Below are 15,949 nucleotides of genomic sequence, written 5' to 3'. Positions count from 1 at the left end.
ACAGTAGCGAGATTCGTCACGGCCGTGGGACCGGGTCCAGTGCCGTTGTGCCGGATACGAGACATAACGGCCGTACGGTATTGCGTCGCGCGCCGGGACCGAGTCGTGACGTCGTGTTCGACGCCGGCGACTCGATCCCGGATCAGCTCCGCGGCGGACGGGAGCGGTCCGCCGGCGGATCAGTCGCGGGTCAGCTTGCGGTGCGTAACCCGGTGCGGGCGGGCCGCTTCCAGGCCGAGACGCTCGATCTTGTTGGCCTCGTAGGCCTCGAAGTTGCCCTCGAACCAGAACCACTTGGCGTCGTTGTCGGAGTCGCCCTCCCACGCCAGGATGTGGGTGCAGGTGCGATCCAGGAACCAGCGATCGTGCGAGATCACGACGGCGCAGCCGGGGAACTGTTCGAGCGCGTTCTCCAGCGAGCCGAGGGTTTCCACATCGAGGTCGTTGGTCGGCTCGTCGAGCAGGATCAGGTTGCCGCCCTGCTTGAGGGTGAGCGCCAGGTTCAGCCGGTTGCGCTCACCACCGGAGAGCACGCCGGACGGCTTCTGCTGATCCGGGCCCTTGAAGCCGAACGCGCTGACGTAGGCGCGCGACGGCATTTCCTGGTTGCCGACCTGGATGAAGTCGAGCCCCTCGGACACCACCTGCCAGACGTTCTTCTTCGGGTCGATGCCTGCCCGGTTCTGGTCGACATAGCTCAGCTTGACCGTCTCGCCGACCTTCACCTCGCCGCTGTCCGGCGCTTCCAGCCCGACGATGGTCTTGAACAGCGTCGTCTTACCGACACCGTTCGGGCCGATCACGCCGACAATGCCGTTGCGCGGCAACGTGAACGACAGATCCTTGATGAGCTGACGGTCGCCGAAGCCCTTGTCCAGGTGCGCGACCTCGACCACGACGTTGCCCAGGCGCGGGCCCGCCGGAATCTGGATCTCTTCGAAATCCAACTTCCTGTGCTTGTCGGCCTCGGCCGCCATCTCCTCGTACCGGCCGAGGCGGGCCTTGTTCTTGGCCTGGCGGGCCTTGGCGCCGGAGCGCACCCAGGCCAGCTCGTCCTTGAGCCGCTTCTGCAGCTTCTGGTCCTTCTTGCCCTGGACCTCGAGTCGCTGGGCCTTCTTCTCCAGGTAGGTGGAGTAGTTGCCCTCGTAGGGGTAGGCGCGGCCGCGGTCGAGTTCGAGGATCCACTCGGCGACGTTGTCGAGGAAGTACCGGTCGTGGGTGACCGCGAGCACGGCGCCCGCGTACGCGGCCAGGTGCTGCTCGAGCCAGAGCACGCTCTCGGCGTCGAGGTGGTTGGTCGGTTCGTCGAGCAGCAGCAGGTCGGGCTTGCTGAGCAGCAACTTGCACAGCGCGACGCGGCGACGCTCACCACCGGAGAGGTTGGTGACCGGCTCGTCCGGCGGCGGGCAGCGCAGCGCGTCCATCGCCTGTTCCAGCTGGGAGTCGACGTCCCACGCGTCGGCGTGGTCCAGGAACTCCTGTAGCTTGCCCATCTCGTCCATGAGCTCGTCGGAGTAATCGGTGGCCATCAGCTCGGCGATCTCGTTGAAGCGATCCAGCTTCACCTTGACCTCGCCGAGGCCTTCCTCGACGTTGCCGCGGACCGTCTTCTCCTCGTTCAGCGCGGGCTCCTGCATCAGGATGCCGACCGTCGCGCCGGGCGCGAGGAACGCTTCGCCGTTGTTCGGCTGGTCCACTCCCGCCATGATCTTCAGAACGCTGGATTTACCGGCGCCGTTCGGGCCGACGACACCGATCTTGGCGCCGGGAAGGAAGTTCAGGAAGACATCGTCGAGCACGACTTTGTCACCGTGCGCCTTGCGAACCTTCTTCATTGTGTAAATGAACTCAGCCATAAGGAGGAAGCCTATCGGTGTCGGAAACGGTGAGTTGAACCGGCGGATACCCCTCGCAGCGCGCGGCCAAAAGTGCGCGCCCTGGTCAGGCGTCGGCGTGCTCGGGGTGGGTCGTTCGGGGTGGCGCCATGGAGGCGGCTGCGACATTCTCCCCCAGCCCGTCGCCTACCGGCACCCGATGTTCAGCACTACAGCTGCCGCCAGTATTCCGCATCCCCACGTAGCCACCCAGTTCTCCTCGTGCCTGACCGCGTAGAGCCGGAAACCGGTCTGCGGCAAACCCGTTGTTGTAACGTTCAACACCCACCCCTCATCGACGACACTCCCACGATCCGGTAGTCAGTGGCTACGCCGTCGTGTGCGCAAACGCGGTCGCCGCCGGATATGGCGGCGCGACGCGGTCGAGACATCCGTTATCTCTGCCAATGCAGACTGGCGGTCGGGTCCGCGTCTCAGGTCCGGGCCGCTGAGGTCAGGCGTCGGCGTGTTCGGGGTGGGGCGTTCGGGGGGATGCTGTGGAGGCGGCTGCGACGTCCTCGCTCAGCCCGTCGCCGACTGGCACCTGATGTTCGCCACTGAGACGGTCGCCAGTGTTTCGATGCTCCGACCATCTGGTCACCCGGGCGGTGCAGCGACCGAGGTCGGGGCCGACGGCGGTGGCCCGCATCTCCAGGTCGCGCCGTTCCACCCCGTCCCTGCCGCGATATTCGTGCGAGCGCAACTGGCCGTGCGCGATGATCGGGTCGCCGCGCCGCAGCGAGGCGTCCACGCCCGCCACCAGCCTGCGCCAGCAGCTCACGTTGAGGAACAGGGTGCCGTTGTCGACCCACTCCCCCGTCTTCTGGTCGAGTCGGCGCGAGTTGCTCGCCATCCGGAAGATCAGCAGCTGCTCGCCGTTCGGCAGCTCACGCTTCATCGGATTGTTGACGATCGTCCCGACGACGGTCGCATTCGCCTCGTACATGATGACGCCCCTTCGCATTCGGCCCGTGGCGGTTGCCCGGAGACTTCCTCCCCGCGAGGAGGACGCCTCCAGCCTCACCGATGCGACGGGCGGTCGGGCGACGCGATCCGAGAATGTGGACAACTTTCTCGAATGTGGATATCCGATACTTCGTTCGAGGTCAGCGGAGCGGGGCGCGAAAGTGGTTACAGCACCGAGAGATCGGTGTTGGCGCCGCAGAGGACGATCACCGGGCGCTCGTCGGGAGCGGGGACGTAGACGCCGCTCTGCACCGCGGCCAGCGCGGCCGCACCGGCGAACTCCACCACGATGCGGAACTCGCGCCACAGATAATCGCGGGCCGTCGCGATCGCGTCGTCGGTCACCAGCAGCGAGCGCACCTGATAGCGGCGCGTGATGTCCATCGCGATGTTCCCGATCCTGGTGGCGCCCAAGGATTCCGCCGCGATGCTGGACACCTCGACCTCGACCGGCCGATTCGCCGACAGCGCGGCGTGCAGGGTCGGAATGCCTTCCGGCTCCACGCCGACCACCTGCTGACGACGGCCGATCGCGGCCGCGATCCCCGCGACCAGCCCGCCGCCGCCGACCGCGGCGAGCACCGACGGCCGCCCGCGCACCTGCTCCTCGATCTCCAGGCCGACCACGCCGGCGCCCGCGACGATGGCGGGCAGGTCGTAGGCGTGCAGCTGCAGAGCATTTCGTTCCGCGGCGAGCTGGTTGGCGTAACCGAGCGCCTCGGTGTAAGTCGTTCCGTGCCAGAGCACCTCGGCACCGTGCGACCACATCGCGGCGACCTTGGTGTGCGGTGCCGACTCCGGAACGACCACGGTGCAGGACTTTCCGAGATGCGCGGCCGCCAGCGCGGCGGCGATGCCCGCATTGCCGCCGGAGGCGATGACCACCTGATCGGTGCCGTCCGGGGCCGCCAGCAGCGCGTTGAAGCTGCCCCGAACCTTGAAAGTGCCGCCGTACTGCAGGTATTCGAGCTTCATCGTGACCGGCACCGGACCGTTCGGCCCGGCGACGGTGGTGTGGAAGACCGGCGTCTTGCGGATCCGCCCGGCCAGCCGCCTACGCGCGGTCCGCACATCGGATCGATAGATCCGATCGATCGGTCTGTGTTCGGAGAAGACTACGGACCGCTCGTTCACAACCACACCTTGACCAACTCGACTCCACCATGACCTGAGACTTCATGCCCAAAGGCATTGCGCCGTCACCTACTTATGTACCCCTCGGTCACGTTTTGCCAGCTCAGCGAACATCGCGTTGTGCGCGGACAGCGCGGCGTCGTGGTCACGGTCGGCGGCCCGATCGGTGCGCTGCGCCAGCTTCCGATCGCTGCGCGACCATTGGATGAGCAGCGCGAGCATCACCACCACCAGCGGCACCTCGCCGCTCGCCCAGGCGAGGCTACCGCCGGTGCGCTGGTCGCCGAGCAGGTCGCCGTTCCAGCCGAGGCCGAGGCCACGGTAGAACCAGCCGCCGAGCACCGTGTTCATGCTCATCAGCGCGATGCCGAAGAACGCGTGGAACGGCAGCGAGCCGAACACCATGGCGAGCCTGGTCAGCGGCTCCACCTGACGCGGTTTGGGGTCGATGCCGATGACGACCCAGTAGAACAGATAGCCGCTGAGCAGGAAGTGCGCGTTCATCATCAGGTGCGCCGCGTGCGAGTTCGCATACGTGTCGAAGATCCCGCCGAGGTACAGCGCGTAGAACCCGCCGACGAAGATGACCGCCGCCACAATCGGATGGGTCAGGAAGCGCGACACCGGATTGTGCACGGCGGCAAGGATCCACTCGCGCGGTCCCGGTGCGCCGGTGCGTCCGGCGGGCGGCAGGGCGCGCAACGCGAGGGTCACCGCGCCGCCCAGCGCGAACAGGATCGGCGCCAGCATGGACAACGCCATGTGCGCGCCCATGTGCACGCTGAACATCGCGGGCGAATACCGCCCGACCCCGGACGAGGTGGCGATCAGCAGCACCGCGCAGCCGGACAGCCAGGCGATGGTCCGCCCGATCGGCCATGCGTCGCCGCGCGCCCGCAGTCGGCGCACGCCTAGCAGGTACAGCACCGCGAGCACGATCGACAGCGTTCCGAAGATCAGGTCGAAGCGCCAGTCGAACAGCAGCCGTGGCACATTCGGCGGGCCGGCCAGGTTGTAGCCGAGTTCGACCTCGGCGGGGGTCGGGATGGTGGTCGGCGGTGGCGGCGGAGTGCGGCCGAGTCCGACGGCCAGACCCATGGTCGCCGCGAAGACCAGCACCTCGACACCGGCGAATCGGATCAGCGCACCGCGGTCCTTCGGGTTCGCGGCGAGTGCGGGCAGTGCGGCGCGCCGCTGCGCGAAACCGATCAGGCCGAGCACGACCAGCGCGGCGGCCTTGGCGAGCACCAGCTTGCCGTAGGTGGTGGTGAGCAGGTCGTCCCACGGCACCCGGACCCAGGAGTTGATCACCCCGCTGACGCCGATGGTGACGAACGCGATGGTGGCGGTGAGCGAGAAGCGGCGCGCGGCGAGGTCGGTGTGCGCACCCCCGCGGCGCGCGTGCGCCAATAGCGCGAACAGGCCGCCGACCCACACCGCGGCCGAAACCAGGTGCAGGATCAGGCTGTTGGTGGCGACATCGTGTGCGCCGCCGGAGGACGAGTGCCCGGTCAGCGCCAGCGGCATCATCGTCACGATGGAGCCGGCGAACAGCACCGGCGTCCAGCCCCAGCGCAATGCGAGCCGGGCACCGACCGCGACGATCAGTGCGAACAGGACCGTGGTGCGCCAGGCACCGGCCAGTTCGATCTGATCGATGGCGCGCCACAGAGCTTCCGGGCGCAGCGTGTCGCCGACCGGCTGCCCGGTGGTGTCGGAGACCGTCAGCGGAATGAGCAGCGCCGCGCAGCAAGCCCAGATGAGCGCGAAATTGGAAGCCCGGCGCACCGCGCGATACCCGCCGACATCGAGCAGGCCATTCGATTGCGGCGGCACCAGGAACGCGGCGAACAACAGCGACCCGACCGTCAGCGCGGCCGACAGATCGGCGAGCGCGCGCACCGCGGGCAGGCCGTACGTGGTCAGCGCACCGGGATCCGGAATGCCGAGCAGACTCAGGGCTTGCGCGGCGGAAAGGCCGACCACCAGCGCGGCGACCACCGCCGCGATCGCGCCCGTCAACGCGATCAGCACAGCGTATGTCGCCGCCGTCCGGGTGACCTCCAGATCAGGTGAAGCGGACGGGTCCTGCGCTGACGACATACGACTGAGCGTAGTTCGATTGTTATCGCGTGGCCGCGCCGGGTTTGGGCCGATAGGGTGGTCGGCGGATCACGGAGGTGCAATGTCGATCGTGTCGATCGTGTTGATTGCCTTGGTGGCGTTGTTCTTCGCCGCCATGGGCGTCTACGGGCTGTTGCGGCCCAGCCAACTCGTCGACCCGCTCGGGCTGCTCGCCGATCGCGCGGATGCCCGCGCCGAGGTGCGAGCCGTCTACGGCGGCTTCGGTGTCGCGATCGCGGTGATCCTCGGGTTGGCCGCCGCCGATGTCGGCGACCTGAGATTCGGGGCCTGTGTGGCCGTGGCCGCCGCGCTCAGCGGCATGGCGGTCGGCCGGATCTGGTCGGGCATCGTGGAAAGCCCGCCCGCCTTCTTCCCCGTTTGGTTCTACCTGGTGCTCGAGGTGATCATGGCCGCAATGCTCGTACTCGCGGTCACGCTGACCCCTTAGCCATCTGGTCGGTCGCTATAATTGGCGCGCTGGACAGCACGACCAATGTCGGCCATGGTGGAACCCACTGCCTCCGTAGCTCAGTTGGATAGAGCAAGGGCCTTCTAATCCCTAGGTCGCAGGTTCGATTCCTGCCGGGGGCGCGTATCCCAGCACGGGCCATATGGCAAATATGGCGCCCTACCAGGCGCTTTCCTCCCACGAGGAACTTGCCATATGGCCCGTTCTGTGGCCTTATGGCGTCCAATGTGGAGAGTAGATGGAGAGCCGTTACGGCAGGTTATGGCTCTTATATGGTTGGCGGACCCACATCACCCCAGTCGGATTCGGCCACCACTGCGGCCATGGCTGCAACATTCCCCATCTCGTTACCCATACGATTCGGTAGACAAACCCGTGGCCGCGCCATCGGCGTGTCGTTCGAGCAACACGCCGATGGATTTTTCACTCAGCATCCTTCTCGCAAACATTGCCAATGGCGGTCGTGGCGCTTGTCTTCCTGTCCTGGCTCGGTGGATCGGGCCAAGACTCAGTCATTCTGGCCAGTGGCTCAGTGATTCTGGAAAACGGCTCAGTGGATCTGGCCAATCTGGCATGTTCGCTCGCGATCGAGCTCGGGCGAATTGAATCGGACGGTGGCTATAGGTGACTGGCGGGGGTCTGCGCCTGGTGACCGATGGTGTGGCTGCTGGCGGGGTTCGAGGGTTCGAGGTCGCGTTCGCCGATGCGGAGTTAGGCGAGGTTCGCAGACCGTTGGCGGAGGTCGCGGATGTGGCGTTCGAGAGGGTGGCGCCGATCAGGTCGATTCCGTCGTATCAGGGGCAGCGCAACAATCCGGGTTTCTACTGGTCGGCGTCAGTGGGTGCACATGTGGAGTTCGAGTCGTGGCTGGAGCGCGACGAGGCGATGGCGCTGGACTTCGATGTGGAGATGGTTGGTTATGCGGCGCAGCCGTTTTGGCTGTTGTGGACTGAGGGTTCGCAGCGACGGTCGCATGCTCCGGACTTTTTCGCCCGGTGGGCCGATGGTGGCGCTGTGGTGATCGACTGCCGTCCCGCGCAGCGGATCAAACCGCGCGATGAGGTGGCGTTCGCGGCGACGGCGCAGGCCTGCGCCGAGGCGGGATGGAGGTATCGGCTGGTCCACGGGCATGACCCGATTTGGTTGGGGAATGTGCGGTGGCTGGCGGGGTATCGGCACCCGCGGTATCGGGTCGGGCCGGTGGCCGCGGCGCTGAGGGAGGCGTTCGGTGAGCCGCGTCCGCTGATCGAGGGAGTGCGGTCGGTGGGTGATCCGATCGCGGTGTTGCCGGTGCTTTTTCACCTGGTGTGGTGCGCGGAGTTGGCGGTGGATCTGGCGGTGCGTTTGGAGGGCTGGTCGATCGTGACGGGAGCGAGCCGATGACCAGGGTGATCGAGGTCGGGGATCGGGTGTTGTTCGACGACACCGAATACGAGGTGGCCGCGATATCGGGAATCACACTGCGGCTGGTGAATTCGGTTGGGGAACCGATGGCGGTGAAGCTGATGCATCTGGTCTCTTCGGCCGGGTTCGAGATCCTCGGCGGCAACCGGGAAGCACCCGGCTCGGGCGGGCTGGTGGGTGAGAACCTCGACGATCTGCCGCACGAGCAGGCCGAACTGGCGCGGCAGTGGGAATATCACCTGATCGAGCTGGAGACCGGGCTGCCTCCCGGCAGTGAACCCGAGGACAGGCCCCGCCCGGAATATGATCCTGCGCGGCAGTTGTCCGAGCGTGAGGCCGCCAAAGCCGAAGAATTGAGCGCCGCCGGGATTGCGACCAGTGCTCGCACGGTCCGGCGGATGCGGGCGCGCTATCGTGCGGGCGGGGTGCGGGCGTTGGCCGATGGTCGCGGGGTGCGGTCGACGTCGCCGTTCGGGCGCACCGATGAACGGGTCGTGGCTGCGATCCGGGAAGTCCTTGCCGCAGAGACGAAACGCTCGACCGGAACCCGTGACCAGTTGCGCGGGCGGGTCGAAACGGTGCTGGTCGAGCGGCACGGTGAGGATGCGGTCGCGATGCCGTCGAAAGCGACGTTCAACCGGGTGGTTGCGGCGTTGTCGCAGGGTCGGCACACGTTCGGCTCCGCCGAGACGCGCCGGTCGGCGGCGAATCGTCCGGCAGGTTCGTTCACTGTGACGTGGGCCTCGCGGCCCGGTGAGCACGTTCAAATCGACACGACCCCGCTGGATGTGTTGGCGATGTTCGATGACGGGATCGCCCGCCGAGTCGAATTGACCGCCGTCGTCGACATCGCGACCCGCACGATCGCAGCCGCGATCCTGCGACCGATCGGGACGAAGGCGGTGGACGCGTCGCTGCTGCTGGCACGGATGCTGGTGCCGGAACCGATGCGACCGGGATGGGCTGATTCCCTGCGGATGTCGGCGTCGCGGTTTTGCCGCACCGCCGCCTGGCCGATATCGACGACCGCATGGAAGCCGCGGCCGCAAACCCGTGATCGTGCCGGAGACCATCGGTTGTGATCGCGGCAAGGTGTTCTTGTCGGAGACGTTCGTGCGGGCCTGCGAACGATTGGGCATCTCGGTTCAGCCGTCGCATCCACGGACCCCGACCGACAACAGCGTCGTCGAACGCACCTTTCAATCAATCAACACCCTGTTCTGCCAATATGTTCGCGGCTATGTCGGCCGCGACGTCACCCGCCGAGGCGAAGCCGTCGAAGCCGAAGCGGTGTGGTCGATCACCCAGCTGCAGGAGCTGTTCGACGAGTGGGTGCTGCACTGGCAGCGCCGTCCTCATGAGGGCCTGCTCAGCCCCAACACCGGCCGAGCTGTGTCCCCGAACGAGATGTATTCGCTGGCGGTCAGCGCCGCCGGATATCTGCCGCTGATACTCACCGGCGCCGACTACATCGAACTGTTGCCGGCCAAGTGGCGCACGATCAATGACTACGGCGTTCGTATTGACCGACGCACCTACGATGACCGCGCCCTGAATCCCTACCGCCGCCAGCCTTCCGGGGTGAGCGCCCGAGGTAGCGCTTGGGAGGTCCGATACGACCCCTACGACTTGACCGAGGTGTTCATCCGAAGCCATCACGACAGCGGCTGGATCCGCGCAGCCTGGACGCATCTGCCCATGGTGACCTCACCATTCGCCGACTTCACCTGGCGTCACGCTCGTCGCCTCGCCGACACCGTTAGGACCGGAGAAGCGACCGAGACCGAGACCGCGCGAGCCTTGGCCGAGCTGCTCGACCGCGCAGGCACCGGCCCGGGCACCAAGGTCGCCGCCCGCACCCGCGCGGCCACACCCCATCCGCTTCCCGCCGACCCGGCCATGGTGACCGATTTCGACGACGAAGACGACTTCGACAACGACCCAAACGATTCCGGTGAGATGGCCACGGTGATCCCGTTCGGGATCTTCGACGCGGCCGAAGAAGCGCAAAGGTGGCCGTGACCGATTCCGACCCGTTCGAACCGCTCACCACCAAAGAAGGCTGGACGCAATGGGTCGACTACGACCGCCGCGAACCTGAACTCCGCGAGGACTGGCCCGATCTGGAGCCGACCGAACGGGCCGCCCACGACGACGCCCGGCTCGACTATCACAGCGACCTGATCGTGGTGAACACCCCGACCATCCAGGAAATCATCAAAACCGTTCGGCGACTACTGATCCTGAACCGCCGTCAGATCTCGGCCCGCCGCGGGCTGATCGTCACCGGAGCCGCCGGCACCGGCAAGACCACCGCGATCACCCAGCTCGGTCGCACCCACGAACTCGGTGTCCGCCTGCGTAATCCGATGGCCGGTTCCCGATTCCCGGTCGTCTACATCACGATCCCGCCCGCGGCGACCCCACGCATGGTCGCCGTCGAGTTCGCCCGGTTCCTCGGCCTGCCCATCACCAGCCACGCCAACCTCACCGACATCACCGACTCGGTCTGCGCCGTCCTCAGCGACGTCGGTTGCGACCTGGTCCTCGTCGACGAAATCCACAATATTTCTCTAGCCACCCGCTCCGGCGCCGAGGTGTCCGACCAACTGAAATACTTCTCCGAACGCATCCGCGCGACATTCGCCTACGCCGGCATCGACCTCGAACACGCCGGCCTGTTCACCGGCGTGCGCGGCAGCCAGGTCGCCAGCCGCTTCACCAGCATCGCCACCCACCCCTTCGCCTATGGCACCACCAGCCAACGAGAATACTGGCGCGCCGTCGTCGCCACCCTCGAACAGGCACTGCGACTACACCGGCACAAACCCGGAACCCTTGCCCACCACAGCGAATACCTCTACCAACGCACCGGCGGCATGCTCGGCAGCCTGTCGCACCTCATCCGCGCGGAGCCGCGATCGACGCCATCTGCGACGGCACCGAGAAGATCACCAAAGCCCACCTCGACGCCATCCGACTCGACCGCACCGCCCAACACCGGACCCGACCAGCCGACCACAAAGACCGAAAACACCAGCGCGGCATCGCATGAACCGGCCACGACCACTCCCGATCCGAATCCCACCAGCCCTGAACGAAACCGTCGAGTCCTACCTGAGACGCCTGGCCGCCACCAACTACGTCCACCTCGACGATTTGAAACTCCACCTCGACATCGACCCCACCCTGCCGATCGAGGTCATCAGCCACGACAACATCATTGTGCTCTGCGCCGTCACCGGATACACACCAACCGAATTAGCCCGCGCTCTACCCGAACTCGACCGCCGACACACCAAACCCGCCCAGTTCCGTCGCCAACCGATGCCCGCCTGCCCTCGCTGCACCTCCCGACACCGCGGCGGCCCGGTCACCCGGTACTACCCGCACCACATCCGGACCTGCCAAAAGCACCGACTCTGGCTCGGCCACCAACCCAGCCGCCGCCCCAACAACTGCACATTCGTCGACCTCAGCACGATGCCCAACGTTCTAGCCGCCCAAACTCGACACCGGCGCCTCGCACTCCGCCGAGGGATCTACATCACCGTCCACGCCTTCGCCTACGCCCACCGAATCTTCACCCACACAACCCAACCCGCCACCACACGCTTCCCCACGGGCCCGACCACCAGCGACGACCCCCAGCACCACGCTGCTATCTACCCTGACCTCGTCGCGATCACCGCACTCCTCACCTCGCACTACTGGCGCGAGATCGCCATGGAACCCCACCTCGGCCTGGCATTCCTCACCGCGCGGGTCGACCAGCGTCAGCGGCACGACAGTCCGGTCGAAGAATTCTGCCACCTCATCGTGTGCCCTCGTATCGCTGCGAAATCCAGTGCCGGCCAGAATTACCTCGCCGGCGAGAAGAAAGTCACCTTCACCCTCATTCACATATCGGGCCTGCTGCACCACCGGCCAGTCACCCCGGCCGAACCATTCGAGATACGCCGCAGACTCTTCAGCCCGCTCGCGATGCCGGAAACGGGCCACGAGCACCTTGCCGTCGATGACGATCGCATCGTTCGCGGCGAACACCATATCGGGCAACCCTGGCACCGGCTCGACCAGCTCGACACGGTGGTCATGTGCCACGAAAAGGTCGTGCAACTGTTTCCACTGCGCCTGGGCAGTTGCCGGCGAGGTCGGCCGGCTCGGATCCCATCCACGGATTGATCGAATAAGTGACGTCGAAATAGGTCGGGCGGCACATCAAATAACGCCGAGGCGTGGCTGTACCCATTGCGCCCGGGACCACTTTCCCATCCTTATGCATACTGACTCCCGCATATCCCAGATTTTGCCCCGTATTTCAGAAATCGATACCGCTGAATTGCGGCATGAATGAAAGTATATACGGGGCCCGGCAATAGCCGCACAGCGAATACGCGCGACGATTGCCCGCTCGCCACGCCTTGCTTGTCGGCCTCCACTGTCCCGTCGACCGGACAGTAGGTACCTGGAGTCAGACCCGCCGATCGCATTTGTCCAAGGTCAACTCGATCGCTCGAACTTCAGGCGCGCGGGCATCGGAAAATGCGCCCGCCGCCACCGATTACTCGTAATATTCACGGCGACGCTTCGTCAGCCAAGATGTGCAGATGAGCCGGTCTCGGCAGAACCACTCGGGTATTCGACGATGAACATTCGAGCCTTCGAACTTCGACTTCGGTCACCGCCTCGGCGTCGGCGTCTCCCGTAGATCCGCAGAAAGAAGACGAGTATGTCCCGGCCTCCTGTCAAGTTGACCCCCGAACAAGTGAGCGACCCGACCCACGGTTACACCGACCTGCGAAAGCAGGGCCCGGCTCGCACACGTCACATTGCCGGGCACGGCCTCAGTGGTTCGGCTCGTCACCGGTTTCGACGATGTCAAGGCATTGATGCAAGACCCCCGGTTCGTGCGGGACCACAGTAAGCTGCCCGGCATCGAGACCCCCATCTTGGCGCAGAGATGCTAGAGGCCTGGAATCTGCCCCTGGAGTACGGCGAATATCTGACCAGCATGGTCATGCTCGACGGAGACGAACATGCGCGACTGCGCGCCAAGGTTATCCGGACCTTCTCCGCACGCAGGATCAACGCGCTGCGCCCCACCGTCGAGCAAGTTGCCGACCAGCTGCTCCACGAACTCGAAGGTCGCAACGGGATCGATCTGATGGCAGATTTCGCTTATCCGCTGGCCAACGCTGCCATCTGTCACCTGATCGGCGTCGACAAGGCAGACCAGGAAAATGGATCCTGCAGTACGTTTCCGGCGGTGAACCCGCGGAGATCGTCACCGGTCTCCAGAGCATCGTCGGCTACAGGAAGAGTCTGATCCAGCAACGGCCGCTCATCCCCACCCAATGACCTCATCTCCACCATGATCGCCGACGAGGACCCCCACCACCGATTCGGAGATGATCGCGATGGTGTTTCTGCTGATCAACACCGGGCATACTCCGCCCGTATGCGAGCGATGACCTCGAGTTCGCCGACGTTCAGCTGAAACGCGGCGAGCCGGTCACGGCAGCACTGCTGGCTGCAGACCATGACATGACCCGGTTTCCGGAGCCGGAACGACTCGACATCAGCCGGGCACCGGGTCAGGGTGAGCAGCACCTTGCGTTCGGGGCAGGCCCGCATTACTGCCTAGGAGCGGCCCTGGCTCGAATGCAGGCCGAGATCGCTTGGACCCCGGCTGTTGTTCCGCCGCAATGGTTTCGCGCTCGCGGTGAATCGTGACGAGCTCGAGTATGCCAGCTGGCCCGGCGACGGAAACCACCTCGTCCGGTTTCCGGTCCGGCTCTGAACCCACGCCCGACTCGTCCACGCGGTGAGCGCAAGGCCCTCGATGGCCGGACGTTCACCGCGTTCCGGCGACCACCACCCGTCTCGGCACGACGAACAGAGAACAGTGATGACCGAACAGATGACACCACCCGTAGAGACGATCCCTTTCTCCGGGACGTGCCCCTTCTCTCCGCCCCCGCAGTACCAGCAGATGCTGGCGGACGAGCTGGTCTCGCAAGTCCGGTTGCCGAACGACACCGAAATCTGGGCGTTGGCCAGTTATGCCGATGTCCGTGGCGTCCTGACCGATGCCCGGTTCAGCTCGGACAACCGGCATCCGGGATATCCGACATTCAGTCTGGAGAAACCAACGGATCAACCGCTCCAGACGATGATCAACCTCGACGCTCAGGAGCATAGCGCAGCCAGGCGTCAGGTTATCGGCGAGTACACCGCCAAGCGCATCAAGGATCTGCCACCGCATGTTCAGCGCATCGTCGACGAACCGCGTCGACGCGCTTCTCACCGGACCACGACCGGTCGACCTGGTGGCGGATTTCGCAGTGCCGGTGCCAGCGCTGGTGATGTGCACCCAGCTCGGAGTCCCCCTCTACGACCATCAGTTCTTCTTGTCCACCAGCGCGAAGCTGGTCAGCATCAACACCCCCGAAAGAGAGACGAGGCATTCGGTGCGCTCGGCGGCTATCTGTGGAATCTGATCGAGAAGAAAGAAAAGGAGCCGGGTGACGACCTGCTCAGCAGGCAGATCGCCAAGAATCGCGAACTATCTGGTCCGTACCGTCGATGCTCGCACCTTCGTCATCAGTCTCATGGTCTCGGATCCCGCGAAAGCTTTCGATACATCGACAGTATTGTGTGGGAGTCGGAACATCATTCGAGGAGCATTCCACCTGCTAGCCGCAGCAGGCAAAGCCACGTGATGTCCAGGTGCGATGAATGGACCGGCGCCGATCGGGATTATATTTGCCTTACAACGAAGACGCACAAAGCCGTTTCGTCGGCGCTCTTGATCATTGGAATCTGCTAGCGGTCCGATTCTGATCGCTCACCTGAGCGTAGAAATTTATTCCATTTTGTCCCCGCTGTCCGGAGCAACGATCAATAAACTTGGTCGACACGCAAATTTGATCTCTTGAACTGCGCAACTTCAGATACGGAGACTTCGGCCTCCGTGAAATTTCGCTTGGCGGCGACATCGGGTTCGGCGCGGCAGGCTGCCGAGGAAGCTTTGCTTGCCCAACTCTAGACACACCTACTGATACACCGGAGGATCCTGGTGAGTTACTTATCTACCGACAAGGGCGGCGTGGAGTCGAATGCAGACACGGTTTACGCTAAACAGAGCGCGTATTGGCTGCAGAAGCTGGCCGGAATATCGGACGCCTTGGCGTTGCCGACCGATCGGCCACGGCAGGCAGTTTCATCGCTGGCGAGTGGCCAGATCGAATTCCGGATCGATGCGATGCAGCACGACCAACTCATAAAATTTGCGAAACTCCATGGCGCAACGTTGTTCACGGTTGTGCACGCGGCTTTGGCGATGTTGTTGGCCCGTCTATCGGGCACCGCCGATATTACAATCGGCACCTCCGTGGCCGATCATGGGCGGACTGATCCGGACGACTCTATCGGAATACTCGCCAACAAAGTCGCTCTCCGGACCCGGTTTAATTACGGCGAATCCTTCAAAGATTTACTGATGCGGCAGCATGAAACAGCTCTGCAGGCGTTTGCTCATGCGGATATTCCGTTCGCGCGGTTAGTCGAGGAATTGGCGCCAACGAAATCGACGGCCTACCACCCCCTGTTCCAAGTGATGCTGACCATTCAAGACACCCCAACGCCGCCCTTGAAACTGACTGGTATGCAGGTCGACACAATGACACCCGGCGCGATGACAGCGCAATTAGACTTAGACTTCAAACTGGTCGAGGCTTTCCACGGTGATCGTCCCGGAGGGCTCGAAGGCTTGTTGGCTTATGCCGCTGAACTCTTCGATGAGACAACAATCAAAGAGTTGGCCAGACGTCTGGTCCGGGTGCTCGAGGCGGTCGTCGGCGATCCGGAGGTCCGACTGTGTCGGTTGGATGTGCTTGACGAGGTGGAGCGTCGCCGGGTGCTGGAGGTGTGGAATGACACGACGGTGTCGTTGCCGGATGTGACGGTTCCGGAC

The 15,949-nt window shown here is 64.7% G+C and carries 13 protein-coding genes, 1 tRNA gene and 2 pseudogenes; 12 read left to right on the top strand and 4 right to left on the bottom strand.

Translation table 11 applies throughout. The features are described 5' to 3' along the window. Positions 1–179: 179 nt before the first annotated feature. The 4 genes from ettA to ACFWF1_RS33555 all read right to left on the bottom strand — a co-directional run bounded on the left by ettA (position 180) and on the right by ACFWF1_RS33555 (position 6,077). The gene (ettA, locus tag ACFWF1_RS33570) at positions 180–1,856 is read right to left on the bottom strand and encodes an energy-dependent translational throttle protein EttA (protein WP_379282355.1); all 1,677 of its coding nucleotides are present in this window, start codon (positions 1,854–1,856) and stop codon (positions 180–182) included. Positions 1,857–2,328: 472 nt separating this feature from the next. After that, complete coding sequence (locus tag ACFWF1_RS33565) at positions 2,329–2,820, bottom strand: single-stranded DNA-binding protein (RefSeq protein ID WP_379282354.1); 492 nt, start codon at positions 2,818–2,820, stop codon at positions 2,329–2,331. A 185-nt stretch (positions 2,821–3,005) separates the two neighbouring features. Beyond that, positions 3,006–3,974, bottom strand: coding sequence for a threonine/serine dehydratase (locus ACFWF1_RS33560; protein WP_379282353.1), 969 nt, complete (start codon positions 3,972–3,974; stop codon positions 3,006–3,008). Between the two features lie 69 nt (positions 3,975–4,043). Continuing rightward, positions 4,044–6,077: a cytochrome c oxidase assembly protein gene (locus tag ACFWF1_RS33555; protein ID WP_379282352.1), complete on the bottom strand. Its 2,034-nt coding sequence runs from the start codon at positions 6,075–6,077 to the stop codon at positions 4,044–4,046. 82 nt (positions 6,078–6,159) lie between these two features. Here ACFWF1_RS33555 and ACFWF1_RS33550 point away from each other — a divergent pair, with 82 nt between their 5' ends. The 12 genes and pseudogenes from ACFWF1_RS33550 to ACFWF1_RS33495 form a co-directional block, all read left to right on the top strand. Beyond that, a complete protein-coding gene (locus ACFWF1_RS33550; RefSeq protein WP_379282351.1) occupies positions 6,160–6,546 on the top strand; it encodes a DUF4345 family protein in 387 nt (128 codons plus the stop codon). A 69-nt stretch (positions 6,547–6,615) separates the two neighbouring features. After that, a tRNA-Arg gene (locus ACFWF1_RS33545) sits at positions 6,616–6,689 on the top strand. 502 nt (positions 6,690–7,191) lie between these two features. Next, a complete protein-coding gene (locus ACFWF1_RS33540) occupies positions 7,192–7,950 on the top strand; it encodes a TnsA-like heteromeric transposase endonuclease subunit (protein ID WP_379282350.1) in 759 nt (252 codons plus the stop codon). Then, complete coding sequence (locus ACFWF1_RS33535) at positions 7,947–9,053, top strand: hypothetical protein (RefSeq protein ID WP_379282349.1); 1,107 nt, start codon at positions 7,947–7,949, stop codon at positions 9,051–9,053. Before ACFWF1_RS33540 ends, ACFWF1_RS33535 begins: the two co-directional genes overlap by 4 nt. After that, positions 9,031–9,993: a Mu transposase C-terminal domain-containing protein gene (locus ACFWF1_RS33530; protein ID WP_379282348.1), complete on the top strand. Its 963-nt coding sequence runs from the start codon at positions 9,031–9,033 to the stop codon at positions 9,991–9,993. Before ACFWF1_RS33535 ends, ACFWF1_RS33530 begins: the two co-directional genes overlap by 23 nt. Further along, a pseudogene (locus ACFWF1_RS33525) lies at positions 9,984–11,026 on the top strand (TniB family NTP-binding protein). Before ACFWF1_RS33530 ends, ACFWF1_RS33525 begins: the two are co-directional and overlap by 10 nt. Continuing rightward, positions 11,023–11,334, top strand: a pseudogene (locus tag ACFWF1_RS33520) (TniQ family protein); the annotation flags it as partial. The pseudogenes ACFWF1_RS33525 and ACFWF1_RS33520, both read left to right, overlap by 4 nt. A gap of 363 nt (positions 11,335–11,697) precedes the next feature. Then, a complete protein-coding gene (locus ACFWF1_RS33515) occupies positions 11,698–12,156 on the top strand; it encodes a hypothetical protein (RefSeq protein ID WP_379282909.1) in 459 nt (152 codons plus the stop codon). A gap of 778 nt (positions 12,157–12,934) precedes the next feature. Continuing rightward, entirely contained in the window at positions 12,935–13,300 is a 366-nt protein-coding gene (locus ACFWF1_RS33510; protein WP_379282347.1) for a hypothetical protein, read from the top strand. Between the two features lie 119 nt (positions 13,301–13,419). After that, positions 13,420–13,707, top strand: a complete 288-nt coding sequence (locus ACFWF1_RS33505; RefSeq protein ID WP_379282878.1) for a cytochrome P450 — start codon at positions 13,420–13,422, stop codon at positions 13,705–13,707. 175 nt (positions 13,708–13,882) lie between these two features. Further along, the gene (locus ACFWF1_RS33500) at positions 13,883–14,803 is read left to right on the top strand and encodes a hypothetical protein (protein WP_379282346.1); all 921 of its coding nucleotides are present in this window, start codon (positions 13,883–13,885) and stop codon (positions 14,801–14,803) included. Between the two features lie 249 nt (positions 14,804–15,052). Then, on the top strand, positions 15,053–15,949 hold an 897-nt coding region (locus tag ACFWF1_RS33495), incomplete at its 3' end, for a condensation domain-containing protein (protein WP_379282345.1).

Origin of the sequence: Nocardia sp. NPDC060255 (assembly GCF_042727395.1) — a bacterium.
GTDB lineage: Bacteria > Actinomycetota > Actinomycetes > Mycobacteriales > Mycobacteriaceae > Nocardia.
The sequence above is the reverse complement of the archived record's forward strand: the minus strand, read 5'-3'. Positions and strand labels throughout refer to the sequence as shown.